This window comes from Thermogemmatispora tikiterensis (assembly GCF_003268475.1).
Lineage (GTDB): Bacteria > Chloroflexota > Ktedonobacteria > Ktedonobacterales > Ktedonobacteraceae > Thermogemmatispora > Thermogemmatispora tikiterensis.
Genome location: NZ_MCIF01000002.1, coordinates 1,589,074 through 1,606,175, shown reverse-complemented (window position 1 = coordinate 1,606,175; position 17,102 = coordinate 1,589,074). Strand labels below are relative to the sequence as shown.

The following is a 17,102-nucleotide window of genomic DNA, read 5'->3' as shown; positions in this document are numbered from 1 at the left end:
ATAGGGTACACGAGTCCAGTGCTTCTGTCAAGAGGAAGCGGAGGTAGAGAGGGAGAAAGGGGCCAGCAAGGGCAGGGAGCTTCTCTACAGCCCCTGCCCCTGCTGGCTGCTCTCAGGCCGACTGCAGGCACTGGAGGAGGGCGAAGAAGTTGGGGGAGCCCCAGCCTGTAACGTAGTCCCAGCCGGGGGTAGCGCGGTAGAAGCCGTTGTCACCGCTCACAACATCGTTGAGCAGTTGGGAGCGACCGGGATGGTTGGCCAGCCAGTAGAGGGTCGGCGTGCTGCCGAAGAGAGGCTTTTGGAGTTGGCGCAGACCCTGATCGACCAGAGCCAGGCCAGCGGCCCAGATGGGAGCGGCGGCGCTGGTGCCACCGGCTCTCACCCAACGCCCATGCCAGAAGATGGCAATATTATCGGCGGCGGCTGCCACATCGGGGACCTGGCGCAGACCATTGGGGGCCTGCACTGGCGTGAGATCTGGAGTCAGAATCAGACCAGCCGTCCCATCGTAGTGGCTATTCAAGCCAGGGCCGGTCTGCCATGATGGTCGTTTGAAGAGAGAGGACTGGGTGACGCCTCCGCCGCTGCCCCAGTCATTCTGGCAGAACGATCCGGCGCCTGCCATGCGTCCCCAGGCTGTTTCATTGGTGCGCTCATTGTGGACATTGACCTGCAGGGTCGTGCCTCCTACGGCGATAGCGTAGGGGATAGCGCTGGGCATTTCCACCAGGGCGATATTGGGTAGACGCTCTGAGAAGGCCCCGCAGTCGCCACTGCTCACAAGAACAGAGATTCCTTCTGTGGCCATCATGCGCAGCGCTCGTGCCAGGCTGAGCTGTTCGTTGTCGCTGAGAGCATCCTCTGGGGCACCATAGCTGACGCTAAACGCTGCCAGGCGATTCTCTGCGGCGACACGCTGAAAAATTGCCAGCATGTCCTGAGTCGAGGCCTTCTGGGCCTGGTAAACCACCAGATGGGCTTGCGGGGCCAAACTGCCGGCCAGCTCGAGGTCGAGAGCGGCCTCGCCCTGACCGGGCCCGGGTGCTACCTTCCCCACGACGTTCTCAACCTCGATGGAAGGTGGCTGCACTCCTGCGCAGGCGAAGTACTGAGCAACATCCTGCAAGTCGAATGGCTCGTTCAACTCGAGAATACCGATGCTTATGCCCTGGCCCTGCAGGCCATGCCGGTAGAGCTGGTCAAACTGGTAGGCGGCGGCCAGCTGAGCGTGCGTCAGAGTCTGCCTGGCTCCATACTGATGGCAGTCTCCTGACTTAGCCGCCGCTGCTGGACCCGGCTGCTGGGATCGCAGCTCTGGCTGGAAGATCCCGAAAGTACTGAGGCCGATGATCGACTGGACCAGGGAGGCAATGTGAGCCGGCAGACGGGGCTGGCCCGTGGGCAGATAGAATTTCTGACTGGATGGTCCATTTTGCTGAATATACTGCTGAAGCTGCAGGTGCAGACTGTGTTCGATGGTGCCCACCGAGGCTTCTACCCGTAGCGAGGTGGCCAGGCTGTCGACTGCCAGGATGCGATAACCCTGGCTGCTGAACCACTGGCGCACGTTTTGAATCTGCTCATCGCTGGGACCGAAGGCCTGACGGATCTGTTGTGGCGTCAAATAGTGCCTGTAGAGCGGTGAGCCGGGCGTATAGATCTGGTCGAGCGTGCGCTCCAGGGCCGTATCGTTATACAGCAGGTCAATGGTCAGAGGCAGGACGAGGTCTTGAGGCACAGCTTGACCGGGGGGGAGATTATGGATGATGGGTCGGTCGACAATGACGTGATTGTCAGGAAGTAGAGTTGGGGCCTGTCGAGAAACGACTGTTGCTGCTGGAGTGGCATGACGATCAGCCTCTGGAGAACCAGGGCCGGGGAAGAGGCAGGCGCTCAGTAGGAGCACCAGAAGTAAGCTGGCCAGGAAAGCTCCTCTGTACCTGGGCAGAGAGACTCCAGCTCGAAAAGGGTCACTGCTGCTCATCGGTTGATTCCCTCCTCCTAATTGATCGAGACTGACCAGTGTCTCTCTGCGAGACAAGTGGACCCGACTGGAATGACCGAGACCTGGCCACTGCGCGAATCCGTCTCACTCAACGTCGGTCATACCGGGGAAACGTGAGGCCACGAACAAGCGACACATACCAACTGAAACAGCTAGCAGTGTTCTGCTGGTTAACCAGGCGGTGACACTCATCAGTGTAGCTGAGAGAAGACAGAGCCTGCAGTGAAGTGGCTAACACTGCGGTTGTGAGCCTGGTCTGTTCCCAGGAAACGAAACAGAGCAGGATCTCTGACAGCGCCGGCGCGAAGACCCGTTGTGCAGCCAGGAGCAGCCACCCCTGTCGTCTGCAGCCGCGAGCGTGTGCATCTCTGACCGGTCTCCGGGGGCCATCCCTCCCTCTGGACATTCGCACCAATCTGTGGTATACTTGGTCTTACCAGGACGGTGCAGAGTTTCAACGGGGAAGATATCAATTACGAGGGTTGCCGCCTATGCACTCAGAGAAAGAGGATGCACGGGTTACGTCGCGGAAGGCAGGCGTGTCAGCCCATACTGCCAACGGCTAGCATGCATACACACTGGGGAGGTTCGACCCTGGTGTTTTTTATTTCTCTTGTCACGGTCAACATGCACTCATCACCAGGCTCTACACAGATTCTTCACATGATGGCGTTGCTGGGGTGTCTCCCAGGCGCAGGTGGCCTCCGTATCTGATTGCGAAGAGGAGTGAGTGGGCCAGTGTTGGTGGCTGTTCGTCCCTCTGCTCCGGGGGCGAGACTTCGCGTGAAAGGAGGGTGAGACACGCTCTCGGGCCTTCAGCCCCTTGCACATTGAGAACATTGCTGATGGGATGGGATAGGCCACACCTATTGGCATGAGCTGTTGTCCACGCCTCGTGAGACAGTTGCCGTTGATCTGTATGTGAAGTGGTGCTTGCTTGCTACACCTGAAGGAGAGTACCGACCGTGAATTCAAGCATGATCAGCAAAATCGCTAAAGCCAAGCGTTATGCGGAAGAGCCGGAGCGTATCCAGTTTACGCGCTTCGAGGCCAAGTTCCGTGGTGAGAACGATGTCCATACTACCAATTATGATCATGGAGTCTGGAACTGCACCTGCCGTTTCTTCCAGGACTGGGGGCATTGTTCGCACACCATGGCCATGCAGCGCGTGCTGGGCGTAACGATCCCGGCTGAACATCGCCAGGGTATTTCTGCCGGGCTGAATACTGGACCCCTGATGCACTAGTGCCAGGCAGGATAGGAGACAGAGCAGCGCGAGCCTTGCAAGGCTCTCTCCTCGTTCGCTTGTCTGGCTTTAGACCGCTGTGCGGCCTCTAGGCAAGCCATCCAGGATGAGAGATCCTCGGCGACACTGAAGGAGAAGAAAAAGAAGAAGCACTGAGGGAAAGAGGAGTAGCCTCGGTGCTTCTGTTCTTTTCTTTCCTTTCCTGTTCTTTGGCTCTGGAAAGCTGGCTGGATCTATCTATGCGAGCCTTGTCCTGGAGAGAAGAAACAGCTTCCCTGCCGCATTCGCTACCCGGTTTGCTGGGCGGTGGGTGCGCACTGGATGGAAGGCAGCGCTGCTGTGCTAGCCGCCGAGAGCTGGCACGAAATGAAGAACGATCAGTGTTGCGAACATGATAGCTGCCAGGATCATAATGATCACCAGGTCTCGGCGGACATACGCGTAGTGCTCTGGGGTAACTAAAGCGGCGCTGCGCTGGGCAGTCCGGCCCGCCTGACGGCGAGCAGCCAGCTTGCTGGCCGCGCTGGTCGGACGAGAAGTTTCAGCAGGAAGCGCCGAGCGTTCCCGCTCGCGTGTTTCCTCGGGACGAGCCTGGGCGGCGGTGCTAGAGGTATGCTGTTGGCTCTGCGAGGCCGGGCTATCTTCCAGGGTAGAAACTCTGCTATGTTCCCCCTGCCCTACCTGGCGAACCAGCTCGATGTGCTTCTGCGCACGGGCCTTCTGCCGTGTCCCGCTGCGTGCACCTGCTTTCTTTGCCATTGCTGACTCACTCCTGCTTACACGGGCCCGCTGCCGCAGCCCTGGGTCTCTCTGCGCGTGCTGACAGGGTCTGCTGCGGTCGGCGCGGCGCCGCAAGATCTTCGCCTCAGCCAAGGCGGCTGCTCTTCCGTTGCTCACCAGCTCAGCTTTACTAAGCGCGACGAGGGTGACTCGATCCGCTCTCCTGCCGCTGAGTCGAGCTTGCGTGGGTATCGGCCTCCGGCAGCCAATAGCTGTCAGGCCTGTTGACGTTGCGCCTATTATACACGATAACAGCCTTCTCGTCGAGAGGTAGCTCAATCAAACAGGACTGACCGAAGCACGGCAGGGAACGGCTCCATCGGTTTGACAAGGACGGCAACCTGTGCTACACTGAGCGAAAGTACAATTCATAGAGCACTCAAAGTGCGTCGACCACGCTTGCAGAGGGGCCGATTCGGGCGAGGGTACTGAAAGAAAGAAGGAAGGAAAGACAGAGAGAAAGAGGCTAGCCAGGCGGTGGGCTAGTCTTTTTTCGCTCACTTGGGCCGTGCGCGCTCAAGGACAGCCTGTCCCAGTCGATCCTGGTGAGGATACTGAGAGAAAGGCAAGAAGGGAAAGAAAATAGACGAGTGAAAATAGCGGGAAGGAAGCAGCAGTATGGCAAGAGTTGTCGTTGCCATGAGTGGCGGCGTGGATAGCTCGGTAGCGGCTGCCCTTCTCAAGGAACAGGGGCATGAGGTAATCGGCATCATGCTGCGCCTCTGGGCTGAGCCAGGCAGCGAGGAGGATGACAGCGTTGAGCGCGTGGTGCAGAACAAGTGTTGCTCGCTGGAGGCGGTTGACGATGCGCGGCGCGTAGCTCGCCTGCTTGACATTCCCTTTTATCTGATGAATGTCGAGCAAGAATTTAAGGATCAGGTCGTTGACTACTTTTATCGGGAGTATGTGGCTGGTCGCACTCCCAATCCCTGTCTGGTCTGTAACCGCTTTATTCGCTTCACAGTGCTCTTGAAGCGAGCGCTGGCGCTAGAGGCGGACTATCTGGCCACTGGCCATTATGCGCGCGTTGAGCGTGATCCCCTGACAGGGAAATATCGCTTGCTAAGAGCGGTTGATCGGCAGAAGGATCAGTCCTATGTGCTGCACGTGCTGAACCAGGAGCAGCTTGCCCGTGCCTGGTTCCCATTGGGAGCCTATACTAAGGAGCAGGTGCGGGCAATGGCGGCGGAGCGCGGTCTGCCTGTGGCCAGCAAGCCCGAGAGCCAGGAAATCTGTTTTGTGGCCCGCGACGACTATCGCGGTTTCATCCAGCGTTATGCGGCCAGCGAGGTCGCCGCTGAGGTCGCTGTTGGTCAGCGCAGCACCATCCTGCCGGTCCCGCGTCCTGGCCCGATCTATGATCGCGAAGGCAACCTGCTCGGACAGCATCGAGGTCTGGCTTTCTACACCATTGGACAGCGGCGCGGCCTCGGATTGACCTCGTCCCATCCACTCCATGTGCTCAAGATTGACACGGAGCGGAACGCCCTGATTGTTGGCCCGGCAGATGCGCTGGAGCGTACCAGCTTTACCGTCCACTCCATGCACTATATCAGCGGCGATGTTCCGACAGAACCATTTGAAGCGGCGGTCCGCATCCGTTACAAAGCCAGCGAGCAGCGAGCATGGGTGACGCCGCTAGAGGGTCGCCGCGCTCTTGTCACGCTGGAGCAGCCGGTGCGAGCTGTTACGCCAGGGCAGGGCGCGGTCTTCTACGGCGGCGCTGATGGCGATGAAGTGTTGTGCGGAGGCATCATTGAAGCATGACGGATCAAGCCCATATTCGCAACTTCTGCATCATCGCGCACATCGATCATGGCAAATCGACCCTGGCCGACCGCCTTCTGGAATACACAGGCACCATTTCCAGCCGCGAGATGACCGAGCAAGTGCTGGACCAGATGGAGCTAGAGCGGGAGCGGGGCATTACCATCAAGGCTCAGGCTGTGCGCATGCTCTATACGGCGCGCAACGGTGAACAGTATGAACTGAATCTAATCGATACTCCAGGACACGTCGACTTCACGTACGAGGTCTCGCGTAGCCTCGCTGCCTGTGAGGGGGCCTTACTGGTCATCGATGCCACGCAGGGGATCGAAGCCCAGACCCTGGCCAATCTCTATCTGGCCCTGGAGGCAGACCTCACCATTATTCCGGTGATCAATAAGATTGACCTGCCGAGTGCCGACCCTGAGCGGGTGCGCCAAGAAGTTGAAGACGTCATTGGCCTGCCTGCGAGCGAGTGTCTCCTGGCTTCGGCCAAGGAAGGAATCGGCGTCAGCGAGATTCTGGAGGCCATTGTCGAGCGCATTCCACCGCCACATGGCAACCTGGGGCGTCCCTTGCGTGCGCTGGTCTTCGATTCGCACTATGACAGCTACAAAGGAGTGATCGCCTACGTTCGCATCGTGGACGGAAGTGTGCGCGTTGGTGATCGCATTGCCATGATGGCCACTGGTAGTGTCACCGAAGTCATCGAAGCTGGCTACTTCCAGCCACGCATGGTCTCGACGCAGATCCTCAGCGCTGGAGAGGTAGGCTATCTGGCAACGGGCTTCAAAAACGTCAAAGATTGTCGGGTTGGCGATACGGCGACCGTTCCCGAGGTCCTCGGTCAGATCGAGCCGCTGCCAGGTTATAAACCGGCCAAGCCGATGGTTTTCGCCGGCTTCTACCCGGTCGATAGCGATGACTATCCGCTGCTGCGCGAAGCTCTGGAACGGTTGCAGCTCAATGACGCTTCGCTCTCCTTCGAGCCGGAGACCTCCGCGGCCCTCGGTTTCGGGTTCCGCTGTGGATTCCTGGGTCTGCTCCATATGGAGATCATTCAGGAGCGGCTGGAGCGCGAGTATGGCCTGCGCATTCTGGCCACAGCACCTAACGTAGAATATTACGTCACGAAGCGCAACGGGGAAGTGGTCAAAGTCGATAACCCTTCGGCCTTCCCCCCACCTGGCGAGATCGAAAAGATTGAAGAACCGTGGGTGGAACTGTCAATTTTCTCCCCGGCCCGCTATATTGGCCCGATTATGGAGCTGGTGACGGCGCGGCGCGGCGTCTTCAAGGAGATGAAATATATTGAGGCCGATCGCGTGCTGCTGACATACCGTATGCCGCTAGCCGAGTTGATTGTGGACTTCCACGATCAGCTCAAATCACGCACACAGGGCTATGCCTCTCTGGACTACAGCTTTGCCGGTTACCGCGAGGCCGATCTGGTGAAGCTGGATATTCTGGTCAACGGGCAGCCGGTCGACGCGCTCTCCATCATTGTTCATCGCAGTGAAGCTTATCGCCGCGGGCGGGCGCTGGTTGAAAAACTACACAAACTGATCCCTCGTCAACTCTTCGAAGTGCCCATCCAGGCAGCTATTGGTTCGCGCGTCATAGCACGTGAGACCATCAAGGCTCTGCGCAAAGATGTCCTGGCCAAATGCTACGGGGGCGATGTCACGCGCAAGAAGAAGCTGCTGGAGAAGCAGAAGGAGGGTAAGAAGCGTATGAAGATGGTAGGCAGCGTGGAGATTCCTCAGGAGGCCTTTATGGCAGTGCTCTCCCTCAAGGAAGACGGAGAATAGCGCGATCCCCAAAAACAAAAAAACAAAAGGACGGGGCATAAATAGGTCTTACGTATGCCCCGCATGCCCTCTGTTTACGCCTGCCAGGATCCGACGGTCACCCCGTCGTCGCGACCGCCCATAAACCTCTCAGTTGCAGCGGTTGTCAGATCGATGGCGCAGCGCTCAGAGGCTTGGAGTGCCCGCTTTTACGGGCGCTCCTAGTCAATTTGGAACACCATCCCTAAGAGGCGTATCGGTTTCTTCATCTGCATACAACCTCCTTTCGGGATTCCAAGCAAAGCCTGCGCCTTGTGCCAGGGTCGTTCCCTGGAAATGTTCCCTGCCAGGAACACTTAAAGTATACCATCCTGTTTCACGGAAGTCAAGGAGGACCCGGGCAAGAAAGGTAGCTTGTTGAAAATTTGCAAAATCAATGTCAGGCTTCTTGTGGCAGTCCTGCTACTCAAGAAGCCTGAAAAGCTGAAGAAAGATGGTGATGGTGAAGCCGGTTAGGCCGACTGCTCCTGTAGCATCTGTCTGTGCTGCTGACGGGGCCTATGCCTGTCAGGTGGAAAGTTGAGGGCTTGCCTGCTGTCCATCAGGAGCTGCGGCAGCTGGGGTGGAGAACGAGAGAAACGCGAGCATGGCGAGTGGGATGCCAGCATCTGCAGTTGAGCTAATAGATCAGGTAAATACCCGACGCAATATCGGGTATTTGCCGGATTTGCAGAGGCTGCGGGTCGCCGTATTATATCCTCGAAAGCAGGAAGAGCCGAGAGACAGAGAGAGCGTTACTTGTAGCTCTGCTAGCCAGGGGCTACAGCGCTCTGTCGTGCGTGCAGATTGTTCTGCTTTCGGCATCGGCTAGGATTGAGAGGCTACAAGGTTGCTATGGAGCAGAAACCTCTACGCTTGCTGTGGCTGGTGTTGACAGCGCTGGCGCTGGTGAGCCTGCTGTTGGTGGCCTGTACACGGCCTGGGACAACCAGCTCGACTGCGGCCAATGCAAGCAGCAGCAGCGGTAGTTCTTCTTCGGCGAGCAGCGCCAGCGGGGGGAACACAGTGAAGATGGACGCCACGAACTTCGAGGTGTCCTCTATCACCATCCAAAAGGGTGAATCGATTACGCTGGTCGATACTGTCGCTGTGCCGCACATTATTCAAAACGGCTCTTGGGTCAATGGGACTGCCAAGCCTGCGATTGAGCCGGGAGCTCCAAAGGTCGATGTGCAGTTCAGTGGCAACGATACGAAGCAGATTGGCCCTTTCACTACCGCTGGTACATTTAAACTCTACTGTACGATCCACCAAGGGATGAACTTGACGGTGATCGTCAAGTAGACGGGCCTTACGTTAAGGGAGGAGGTTGCGGGTGGCAGGAGACACGAGGAGATGAGGCTGCCTCCCAAGCCCTCCTCTCGAAAAGAGCTGGCAGTTTAGAATTTTTGCAGATAGGAATGTTGGTAGCCCCTTTATACCGTTTTTGGCGCCAGACGTATCATAGAAATGGAGACTATGAATGAAGTCGGTGGTGGTGCGGGGGCTGCAACCTGTTTCGGTGTTCAGGCGTATTCTGTTGAGGAGCGAGAATCTCCATCTGGGTAGCCCCCGATGGTCCCGCTCTTCTGTCATCCTCGCTAGCCTGCTGGGATAGCTTGAGACTGGAGTGCGCCGCGCCGGTCTTTATTTCATGGCTGGTGATGGACTTGCTTGCTGTCAGACTCAGTTCTTGATCGAGAGGTGACACGCCATGTCAATGGTAGCTGCAACTGAAGATCCCAGGCTCCATCGTGCCCTGGAACTGCTTGGCGGCTCGATCGATCCCGAAATCGAGCAGTCCTTCTCTTCCCTGGAGGAACGCATTCTAGCCCAGGCTCTGGAGAATGTGGAACGGGCTGAGTGGCGCTTGCGTGAGATCCAGCGTCTGGTAGGGGAACGCGACGGCGTTCTGGCCTAAGTGAGCACCTGCGATTGCCCTCTCTCCCAGGTCTCCAGAGGCCACGCCTCGCCCTTTTCCCCGCTACCTGGCTGAAGCTGCCGGGCCTGCTTCGACGGGCGAGGAAAGACGGAGGTTTTTGTCTCTGGGCCTTGTCTCGTTGTTGCGTGAGCCTCGCCCTCTCCTTCCTCTGTTCTTCATTCTTCTCCAACTGTGGAGATAGTCTATGTTTACCTGTCCGCCGTCGCGATGCCGGCCCATTTGCCTCTGCCTCGCATCGACACGCCGGGCCGGCATCGCTGAAGGCTTTTTCCTCTTTTTTAGACTCCCTGTCTGAAACGAACCGCTCCCTGGATCAGCGTCGCGAACTGGTCCAAAGGTCGGCGATCGTCGTCCGCCTGCCAGCCATCGGGATGAGGCTGCAGATGACGCCTCATGAAGAGTTGGGCAAGGAGCAGCTGCCGTTCGCCAACGGCCTGCGAGCTACTGAGGCTGGTGGCTGCCTGCTCTAGCAAAAGCGTGGCGATGGTGACTTGGGCTAGACGCTCAACCAGGCCACGTAGGGGCAGCTGGGCACTTTCGGGATCAAGCGTCGTCAGGGCCTCGAAGCGAGCTGCGACTTGCTTCAGGCTGAGCTGGAGATCGTGAACACTCTCCGCCAGCTCAGGGCGTTGGAGAGCACGCAGTCGCTCCTCTAACCAGGCGAAGAGCTGTAGGTGGCTACCCTCACGGCTCATGGCCCGCGCGACGTCGAGAACGATCACGTTGCTGGCTCCTTCCCAGATGGCGTTGACAATGGCGTCCCGTAGGAGGCGCGGATTCACCCAATCTTCCACGTAGCCATTGCCTCCCCGCATCTCCAGCGCTTCCAAGGTAACGTACTCGCCTCGCTTGGGGATGTAGTATTTGCAGAGAGGTGTCAAGATGCGCAGCAAGCGGCGATCTTCCTCGCGCCCGTAGCGGTCAACCCGCTCCAGAACTGCTGTTGTCTCGAAGGCCAGTGCTGCGCAGCCTTCGACTTCGAGGAGGAGATCAACTAGTTGACGCCGCATGAGGGGATGGTCACAGAGGCGACGCCCGAAGACGGTGCGTCCGTGGGTGTGCACTGTGGCCTCTAGCAGGCTGCGCCGCATGGCGGCCAGGGAGCCGATGGCTGCCCAGATGCGAGTCAGGTTGATCATCTCGGTCATCTGGACGAAGCCCCGTTCCAAGGCTCCCACCTGGTAGGCCAGGGCGCCCTCCAGGGTTACTTCACCTGTGGCCAGCGAGCGAGTGCCCAGTTTCTCCTTTAAGCGGTTAATGGTGTAGGCGTTGCGTCTTCCGTCTGGCAGACGACGGGGTACCAGGAAAAGGCCCAGGCCCCGTGTTCCGGCTGGAGCGCCGCTGGGACGTGCCAGGGTGAGAATCAGGTCGGCAGAGACGTTAGAGCAAAACCATTTCTCTCCCCAGAGCTGCCACTGGGGCCAGAACTCAGTCTTGTCCTCGCCGCCCTCGCGTCGACGGGCTATGGTGGCTGTCTGACCGACGTCTGAGCCACCTTGCTTCTCGGTTAAGAACATAGCCCCCTGCTGGAGCTGATCCAGGCTGAGGGCGGTCAGATGAGGAAGAAAGCGCTGCTTGAGTGCTTCATCGCCATAGCGCTCCAAAACGCGAGCCAGGGCGTCGGTCATGGAAACAGGACAGAAGACGCCTGCTTCGGCTTGCATGCCGAGGTAGGCCAGGGCAAATTTAACAGGCTGAGGGACGCGTCCGGGCCAGCCTAGGGCACCCTCACGGTGGGAGCAGGCGGCGATGGCAAAGTCCTGGTAGGCGATGCGTTCAAGTTCGTGATAGGCCGGATGAAAGATTACTTCGTCGATGCGCTGACCACGTCGATCGTATTGGCGCAGCACCGGCCCGTGTCGGTCGGCAATGGCGGCCAACTCATCCATGCGCTCGGAGGCAACTGCCCCCATGTGCAGAAGCAGGGGGCGTGCGCGCTCGTAGTCGTCGGGGGAAAGATGACGCTGGAGCAATTGCTCCAGGATGGGATCGGCTTCATAAAAGTTTATGCCCTCTGTGCCAGGCATCAGGCTCTGCTCGTCCAGGGCAGGCACTCGTGGCCTCCTTTCCGCTTCTCTGCTTGTGATGGGTGGGCAAGGTGCTTCGCTTTCTCCAACCTCCCATAGGCAGTGTAGCATATCTTCAGAGCTTCGGGGAGTGAAGCTAAGCTGTGCCTGTTGCCTGACTGCCGAGGCTATGGTATCCTTTACAGAGAGAGCAGCGATGCTGCCATTTTGCGGAAGGAGTCCGACTATGTCCACCAGCATCTCCCCTCGGCTTCCGGTGCTGCCCGAGGCTCTCGCTTTGATCGCTGGCTATCGATGTTCTGAGACCCCGCCATCTGTGGTCGGGCCCTCTCTCTTGACCACTGCAGGCAATCCTCCTATACTAAAGGCCACAACCACAGGAAAAAGACGATAGCTTGCTGTAGTAGGCAGCCGTGGCGATAGATGGTTCATCTTTGCTTGAGTAGAGACGACAGAGGCGCTCCGTGAAGCTTGTTATTCGCTGGCGTCCACTCGCACTGATCGCCTTGACAGTGCTTGGCTTAGCGCTTCGCCTCTATGGCCTGAATTGGGATGATGGTAATAGCTTCCATCCCGATGAGCGCGAGATTCTCTTTCACGTCGTGGCGATTGCTCGGCCCACAAGCTGGGCCCAGTTCCTGGACGCAGCTCACTCTCCATTGAATCCACAATTCTTTGCTTACGGCTCGTTCCCGATTTATTTGCTGGCTGCAGTGGGCGCGGTCTTGAAGCCTTTCTTCCCCGCCCTGGGCAACTTTGCCACTCTCACGCTGCTGGGCCGCGCGATTTCAGCCCTCTTTGATAGTGGAACGATTGCGCTCACGGCTCTCTTGGCGCTCTTGTTGGTGGAAGACGAGCAGCCTGGCCGACCTCGCGCCTGGGCAGTGGCTCTGCTGGCCGCCGCCCTGGTGGTGTTCACCCCCCTGCAATTACAGCTCTCACATTTTTACGCAGTCGATACCATTCTGGTCTTTTTCATCACGCTCACGGTGCTGGCCTGTGTGGCCCTGGTCAAAAGTGAGCATCCGCTCCGCTGGGCACTCCTGGCCGGTCTGGGCTATGGCCTGGCGCTGGCGACCAAGTTTAGTGCAGCTCCCCTGATCGTTCCACTGGGGCTGGCTTTTGGCCTGCGCTGGTGGCGTCAAGACTCCCTGCATGGCTGGGGGCTGTTCGTCCTCTCGCTGGTCACAACCGGGCTGGTCTTCTTTGTAGCCATGCCCTATGCTTTTCTCGATGCGCGAGACTTTATCCAGCAGGTCTCATTCCAGGGGGACCTGGCCCGCGGCCTGATCGATCTGCCCTACGTGCGCCAGTTCGCTGGTACGATTCCTTATCTTTACGAGCTGCAGAATATGGTTCTCTGGGGCCAGGGCCTGACATTGGGCTTGACCGCCCTGGCTGGCTTGCTCTGGCTCTGTTGGTATCTGCTCAGACGACGCCTGCTCTCTGCCTGGCTAGTTCCGCTCTCCTGGGTGGTGGTCTATGGAGCCATTACAGGCAGTTTCTATGTCAAGTTTATGCGCTATATGCTGCCGCTCTATCCCTTCCTGACCTTGCTTGCTGCGTTCCTGCTGCTGCAGATTCTGGTCTGGCTGGAGCGGTGGCTAACGCGTAGGAGGGGGCAGGTTGAGGGTAAAATCGGAGCGAGCCGCGGCCCCCTGGCGCGCGCTATCGGCTATGGGCTGGTGGGGGTGGTTTTGGCCGGCACGGCCTTTCAAGGTCTGGCTTTACTGAATGTATATAGCGAGCCAAATACGCGAGTGATGGCTTCACGCTGGATCTATGCCCATCTACCGCCGGGCAGCGTGCTGACCTACGAGCAGTGGGATGATCCGTTGCCTGTGCCAGTCGATGGCCATGACCCCAGCATCTACCGTCAGGCAACCTATTTGAACGCTGCTGGCCAGCCTCAAACAGGATTGGATCTCTATGGGGATGATACCCCGCAGAAAGCCTGCACTCTGGCCAAGCTCTTGCCGACTGTCGATGCCATTACTATGCCTACTGATCGCCTCGATAAGTCGATCCCGCGCCTGCCCGCACGCTATCCGCTGACGATTCACTATTATCAACTCCTGTTTAGTGGACAGCTGGGCTTCCATCTAGCTGCTCAGTTTGTGGTGCGTCCGCATCTCTTTGGTATTACGCTCGACGACAGCGGAGCCGATGAGAGCTATTCGGTCTTTGATCATCCGGTCGCCCGCATCTTTGTGCGTGATACTCCCTATCCTTACACGCCGCAGCAGCTTTTTGAGAAGCTCGTGACTGGCGTGCACTGGCCTCAGCCTGTCAATTCGCTAAGCTGTGCCTTCTCGGCCCCTTAGTCAGTGTCGAGTTCTCTTTCCTCCCAGGATGAGGCTGCTTGCGGGACAGAAGGGGCGCCAGATTCGTTGGTAATTGGAGATGGTGGGAGGTACTGCAGGGCAGTAGCTCCGAGTCAGCTGCTCCCTAAGATGCGCTGTGCTGCTGGCCACTTGCTGGTAAGCAGCTCTGTGCTTCGATTCACTGGCGTGCTGGCTGGGGCCGGGCTGATCATGGCTTCTGGGCTTCTGCCTGGCAGGTGACCCATGTGCACAGGGGGCTGTGACACGGTGGCTCAGGAGCTGAGAAATCTATGGTGGTACTGATCGAGTATTCCTATGCTTGACTTGCTCTTGATATGGGCTTTGGTGGAGCTGCTGGGCCTGCTCTGCCTGCCGCTGACTGTGACAGTCTTGCGCAATCTCCCCGACCGCGGCTGGGCCTTTAGTAAAACCCTGGCGCTAGCGCTCTTCGCCTTCTGTGTATGGTTGCCTTTGATGTGCGTCCAGTCCTGGCCGTTCAGCCGCGCTTTTATTGCCGGGGTCTTCGTGGTGCTTCTGATTCCTGCTCTTGCGGGCCTGCTGCTGGTGCGCGCGACGCTGTTCAAGTTGCTGCGTGCGAATGCGATCTATCTGGTCAGTTGCGAGCTGGTTTTCCTGGGTATGGTCTTTTTGCTCGGGTGGATTCGCTCCTATGGCCCTGATATCCGCGGCTTTGAGATGTTTATGGATGAGGGCTTTATTGCAGCAATTATGCGCAGTCCTCATCTGCCGCCGAATGATATGTGGTATGCCGGCTATCCGATCAATTACTATTACTACGCTCACTTTACGATCGTGGTGCTGGCAAAGCTTCTGGGGCAATCTCCTTCCATCGCTTTTAATACTGGAATCTGTATCTTTTTCGGGCTGACGGCGGTTAATCTCTTCGGCGTGACCTGCAATGTGATTGCCTGGGCCAAGCATGTCCGCGCTGCTGGCTCTCCTCCTGATGATGGACGCGCTGAGGCGCCGGCTTTGGCTTTCCCGCGCTTAACAGCAGCTATGCCCTACGGACTCCTGACGATGGCGCTCGGTTTGATTCTGGGCAATCTGGCCGCGACGCAGCAGTGGTGGCGCGATCACGGTGACCTTAATCAGTTCGATTGGTTTGCGCCCTCGCGGGTGGTTGATAAGACGATCAATGAATTCCCCGCTTTCAGCTTTCTGCTCTCCTGTTTCCATGCCCATGTGCTGGCTCTGGCCTTCACTATCCTGGCCATTGCTTTGGCCTTTAATCTCTTGCTGGCGCGCGAGGGTCAGGGGATCTTCATCTTTGGTCGCGGCTGGCGCCTCCCGCTGACCCTGGGCGTAACGGCGCTGGTGATCGGCGCGCTCTTTACGATGAACGGTTGGGATTATCCGACTTATCTGGGCCTGGCTGTGGTCTGTATTGCCCTGCAGCAGTGGTTACTTCATGGGCGTCGCTTCCAGGGGGCGCTCCTGGTGGATATTGCCGCGGCAGCAGTTCCGCTGGTCATTCTCTCGCTGGCCTTCTACCTGCCTTTCTATTTAAGCTTTGTATCGCCATCTCAGGGAATCGGGGTGGTTGGCCCTGCTGATCGCTCGTCCCCTGGCCAGGAGATTCTGATCTATGGTCTGTTTGCTTTCGTCTTTCTCTCCCTGTTGGTGGCGAGCGTGGCCAGGTTACCTGCCTTTGCTGAGGAGGAGGCTGCCACTGAGAAGGAGGATGACCCGGCTGTTCCTACTCCTGGCTGGCTCAAGTGGCTCGTGCGCTTCAGCGCTCAGTGGTTGAGCTTCTGGGTGATCGCTTTGCTGGGCCTGGCGACTCTGCTCCTCATGCGCAACAGCGGTACATTTGTGGCGGCAGGCGCTCTGGCGGCGGTGGGTGCGGTGTTGGTTCTCTCTCACTTGCGCGATCGGGCCCTGGCTTTTACGCTGTTGCTTGGATCGCTGGCTTTTGCCCTGGTAGCAGGCTGCGAGGTATTCTATCTGCGCGATGTTTTTGCCGACAGCTACCCACGTATGAATACGGTCTTTAAGTTCTATTTCCAGTCGTGGGCTCAGCTCTCGATCGCCTGTGGGGCTGCTCTCTTCTTTATTCTAGAGGCCCTACGTCCTGGGGAGATGGTGGCGCCACTACAGCGCCTTCTGCAGGAAGGTTTGCAGGTGGTGTGGACGGCGGCCCTCTGTCTCTTGCTGCTGGCCGGAGCGGTCTATCCGGTGGCAGGGAGCTATACCCGCACGGATCATTTCGCACAACGGAGCAATAGCCTGGATGGGCTGACTTATCTGTCCCAGACTGATCCCGGCGATTATGCGGCGATTCGCTGGCTCAATGCCCATGTCGACGGCGATCCTGTTATCGTGGAGGCGGTTGGCCCGGACTATAGCGACTACGCTCGGATCTCGGCTTTTACTGGCTTGCCGACCATTATGGGCTGGGTCGGCCATGAGTATCAGTGGCGTGTGAATTGGCTGAATAATGTGGCCTACGCTGCTGATTTTAATCGGCGAGCCAGCGACGTGGCAACGATCTATACCAGTCCTCAAGCCAACGTGGTACGCTCGCTGCTGGCTCTTTATCATGTGACGTATGTCTACGTGGGACCGCTGGAGTTGGCGAAATATCAGACGATTAATTTGGGCCATTTCCCTTCGTTCTTGCGGGTGGTCTACTCCGCCGAAGGGGTGACAATTTATAAGGTTGGGCTGTCATAGGTATGACCTCCGCTCTTCCGGTGAAGGTTGTATGAGGAGTTGGGCCTTGAATTTGAAGAGGTTTGAGCATCAGCCTGTAGATAGTCGGTCGGATCAGGGTGAGCTGCTAGCTGGAGCAGTGGCTGAGCAGCCAGACTCGCTTGAGCAGGAGAAGGTTTTTGCTCAGGCTAAAGACTGGCACTCTAGAGGCGCTCTGCGCCGTCAAAGGCCGTCCCGCAGCCAGGTCCTGGAGTGGGTAGCCTATGGGGTGGTGTTGGTGGCGGCGGCGGTGTTGCGCTTCTGGGACCTGGGGGTGCGCCCGCTGCATCACGATGAGAGTCTCCATGCCTACTTCTCCTTGCAGCTGTCGCTGAATATTTTGAGTTATCACTATGACCCGCTCTTGCATGGGCCGTTTCAGTTTCATGCGATGGCGTTGGTCTACAAGCTGGCCCAGCTGGTGGGAGTGCCCGATCAGGGAGTGAATACGACCACGGTGCGGCTG

10 protein-coding genes and 1 pseudogene are annotated in these 17,102 nt (G+C 58.1%); 8 read left to right on the top strand and 3 right to left on the bottom strand.

The features are described from left to right. Window positions 1–112: 112 nt before the first annotated feature. Complete coding sequence (locus tag A4R35_RS06465) at window positions 113–1,984, bottom strand: S53 family peptidase (RefSeq protein WP_112427646.1); 1,872 nt, start codon at window positions 1,982–1,984, stop codon at window positions 113–115. Window positions 1,985–2,970: 986 nt separating this feature from the next. Between A4R35_RS06465 and A4R35_RS06460 the strand changes: the two genes are divergently transcribed. Continuing rightward, window positions 2,971–3,252, top strand: coding sequence for a hypothetical protein (locus A4R35_RS06460; protein WP_052888578.1), 282 nt, complete (start codon window positions 2,971–2,973; stop codon window positions 3,250–3,252). A gap of 342 nt (window positions 3,253–3,594) precedes the next feature. Here the strand turns inward: A4R35_RS06460 and A4R35_RS06455 are convergent, their stop codons facing one another. Continuing rightward, window positions 3,595–4,011: a hypothetical protein gene (locus A4R35_RS06455; RefSeq protein WP_112427644.1), complete on the bottom strand. Its 417-nt coding sequence runs from the start codon at window positions 4,009–4,011 to the stop codon at window positions 3,595–3,597. A 639-nt stretch (window positions 4,012–4,650) separates the two neighbouring features. Here A4R35_RS06455 and mnmA point away from each other — a divergent pair. From mnmA to A4R35_RS06435, 4 genes are all read left to right on the top strand, one after another. Next, the gene (gene mnmA, locus A4R35_RS06450; RefSeq protein ID WP_112427642.1) at window positions 4,651–5,799 is read left to right on the top strand and encodes a tRNA 2-thiouridine(34) synthase MnmA; all 1,149 of its coding nucleotides are present in this window, start codon (window positions 4,651–4,653) and stop codon (window positions 5,797–5,799) included. Then, complete coding sequence (gene lepA / locus A4R35_RS06445; protein ID WP_112427640.1) at window positions 5,796–7,610, top strand: translation elongation factor 4; 1,815 nt, start codon at window positions 5,796–5,798, stop codon at window positions 7,608–7,610. The genes mnmA and lepA overlap by 4 nt, the downstream gene beginning before the upstream one ends. An 873-nt stretch (window positions 7,611–8,483) precedes the next feature. Beyond that, a complete protein-coding gene (locus tag A4R35_RS06440) occupies window positions 8,484–8,933 on the top strand; it encodes a cupredoxin domain-containing protein (protein WP_112427638.1) in 450 nt (149 codons plus the stop codon). A gap of 409 nt (window positions 8,934–9,342) precedes the next feature. After that, entirely contained in the window at window positions 9,343–9,549 is a 207-nt protein-coding gene (locus tag A4R35_RS06435; protein WP_146747131.1) for a hypothetical protein, read from the top strand. Window positions 9,550–9,848: 299 nt separating this feature from the next. Here A4R35_RS06435 and A4R35_RS06430 read toward each other — a convergent pair whose 3' ends face one another. Next, window positions 9,849–11,624 (bottom strand): acyl-CoA dehydrogenase family protein, encoded by a 1,776-nt coding sequence (locus A4R35_RS06430; RefSeq protein WP_189361404.1) that lies wholly within the window; start codon window positions 11,622–11,624, stop codon window positions 9,849–9,851. Between the two features lie 437 nt (window positions 11,625–12,061). Between A4R35_RS06430 and A4R35_RS06425 the strand changes: the two genes are divergently transcribed. The 3 genes and pseudogenes from A4R35_RS06425 to A4R35_RS24190 all read left to right on the top strand — a co-directional run. Beyond that, window positions 12,062–13,921, top strand: a complete 1,860-nt coding sequence (locus A4R35_RS06425) for a phospholipid carrier-dependent glycosyltransferase (RefSeq protein WP_112427632.1) — start codon at window positions 12,062–12,064, stop codon at window positions 13,919–13,921. Window positions 13,922–14,236: 315 nt separating this feature from the next. After that, window positions 14,237–16,618, top strand: coding sequence for a DUF2298 domain-containing protein (locus tag A4R35_RS06420; RefSeq protein ID WP_112427630.1), 2,382 nt, complete (start codon window positions 14,237–14,239; stop codon window positions 16,616–16,618). 46 nt (window positions 16,619–16,664) lie between these two features. Beyond that, window positions 16,665–17,102, top strand: a pseudogene (locus A4R35_RS24190) (hypothetical protein); the annotation flags it as partial.

Excerpts from the sequence above, each read along its gene's own strand:
- A4R35_RS06465 (WP_112427646.1), bottom strand. The coding sequence starts at position 1,984 with ATGAGCAGCAGTGACCCTTTTCGAGCTGGAGTCTCTCTGCCCAGGTAC.
- A4R35_RS06455 (WP_112427644.1), bottom strand. The coding sequence starts at position 4,011 with ATGGCAAAGAAAGCAGGTGCACGCAGCGGGACACGGCAGAAGGCCCGT.
- mnmA (WP_112427642.1), top strand. The coding sequence starts at position 4,651 with ATGGCAAGAGTTGTCGTTGCCATGAGTGGCGGCGTGGATAGCTCGGTA.
- lepA (WP_112427640.1), top strand. The coding sequence starts at position 5,796 with ATGACGGATCAAGCCCATATTCGCAACTTCTGCATCATCGCGCACATC.
- A4R35_RS06440 (WP_112427638.1), top strand. The coding sequence starts at position 8,484 with ATGGAGCAGAAACCTCTACGCTTGCTGTGGCTGGTGTTGACAGCGCTG.
- A4R35_RS06435 (WP_146747131.1), top strand. The coding sequence starts at position 9,343 with ATGTCAATGGTAGCTGCAACTGAAGATCCCAGGCTCCATCGTGCCCTG.
- A4R35_RS06420 (WP_112427630.1), top strand. The coding sequence starts at position 14,237 with ATGCTTGACTTGCTCTTGATATGGGCTTTGGTGGAGCTGCTGGGCCTG.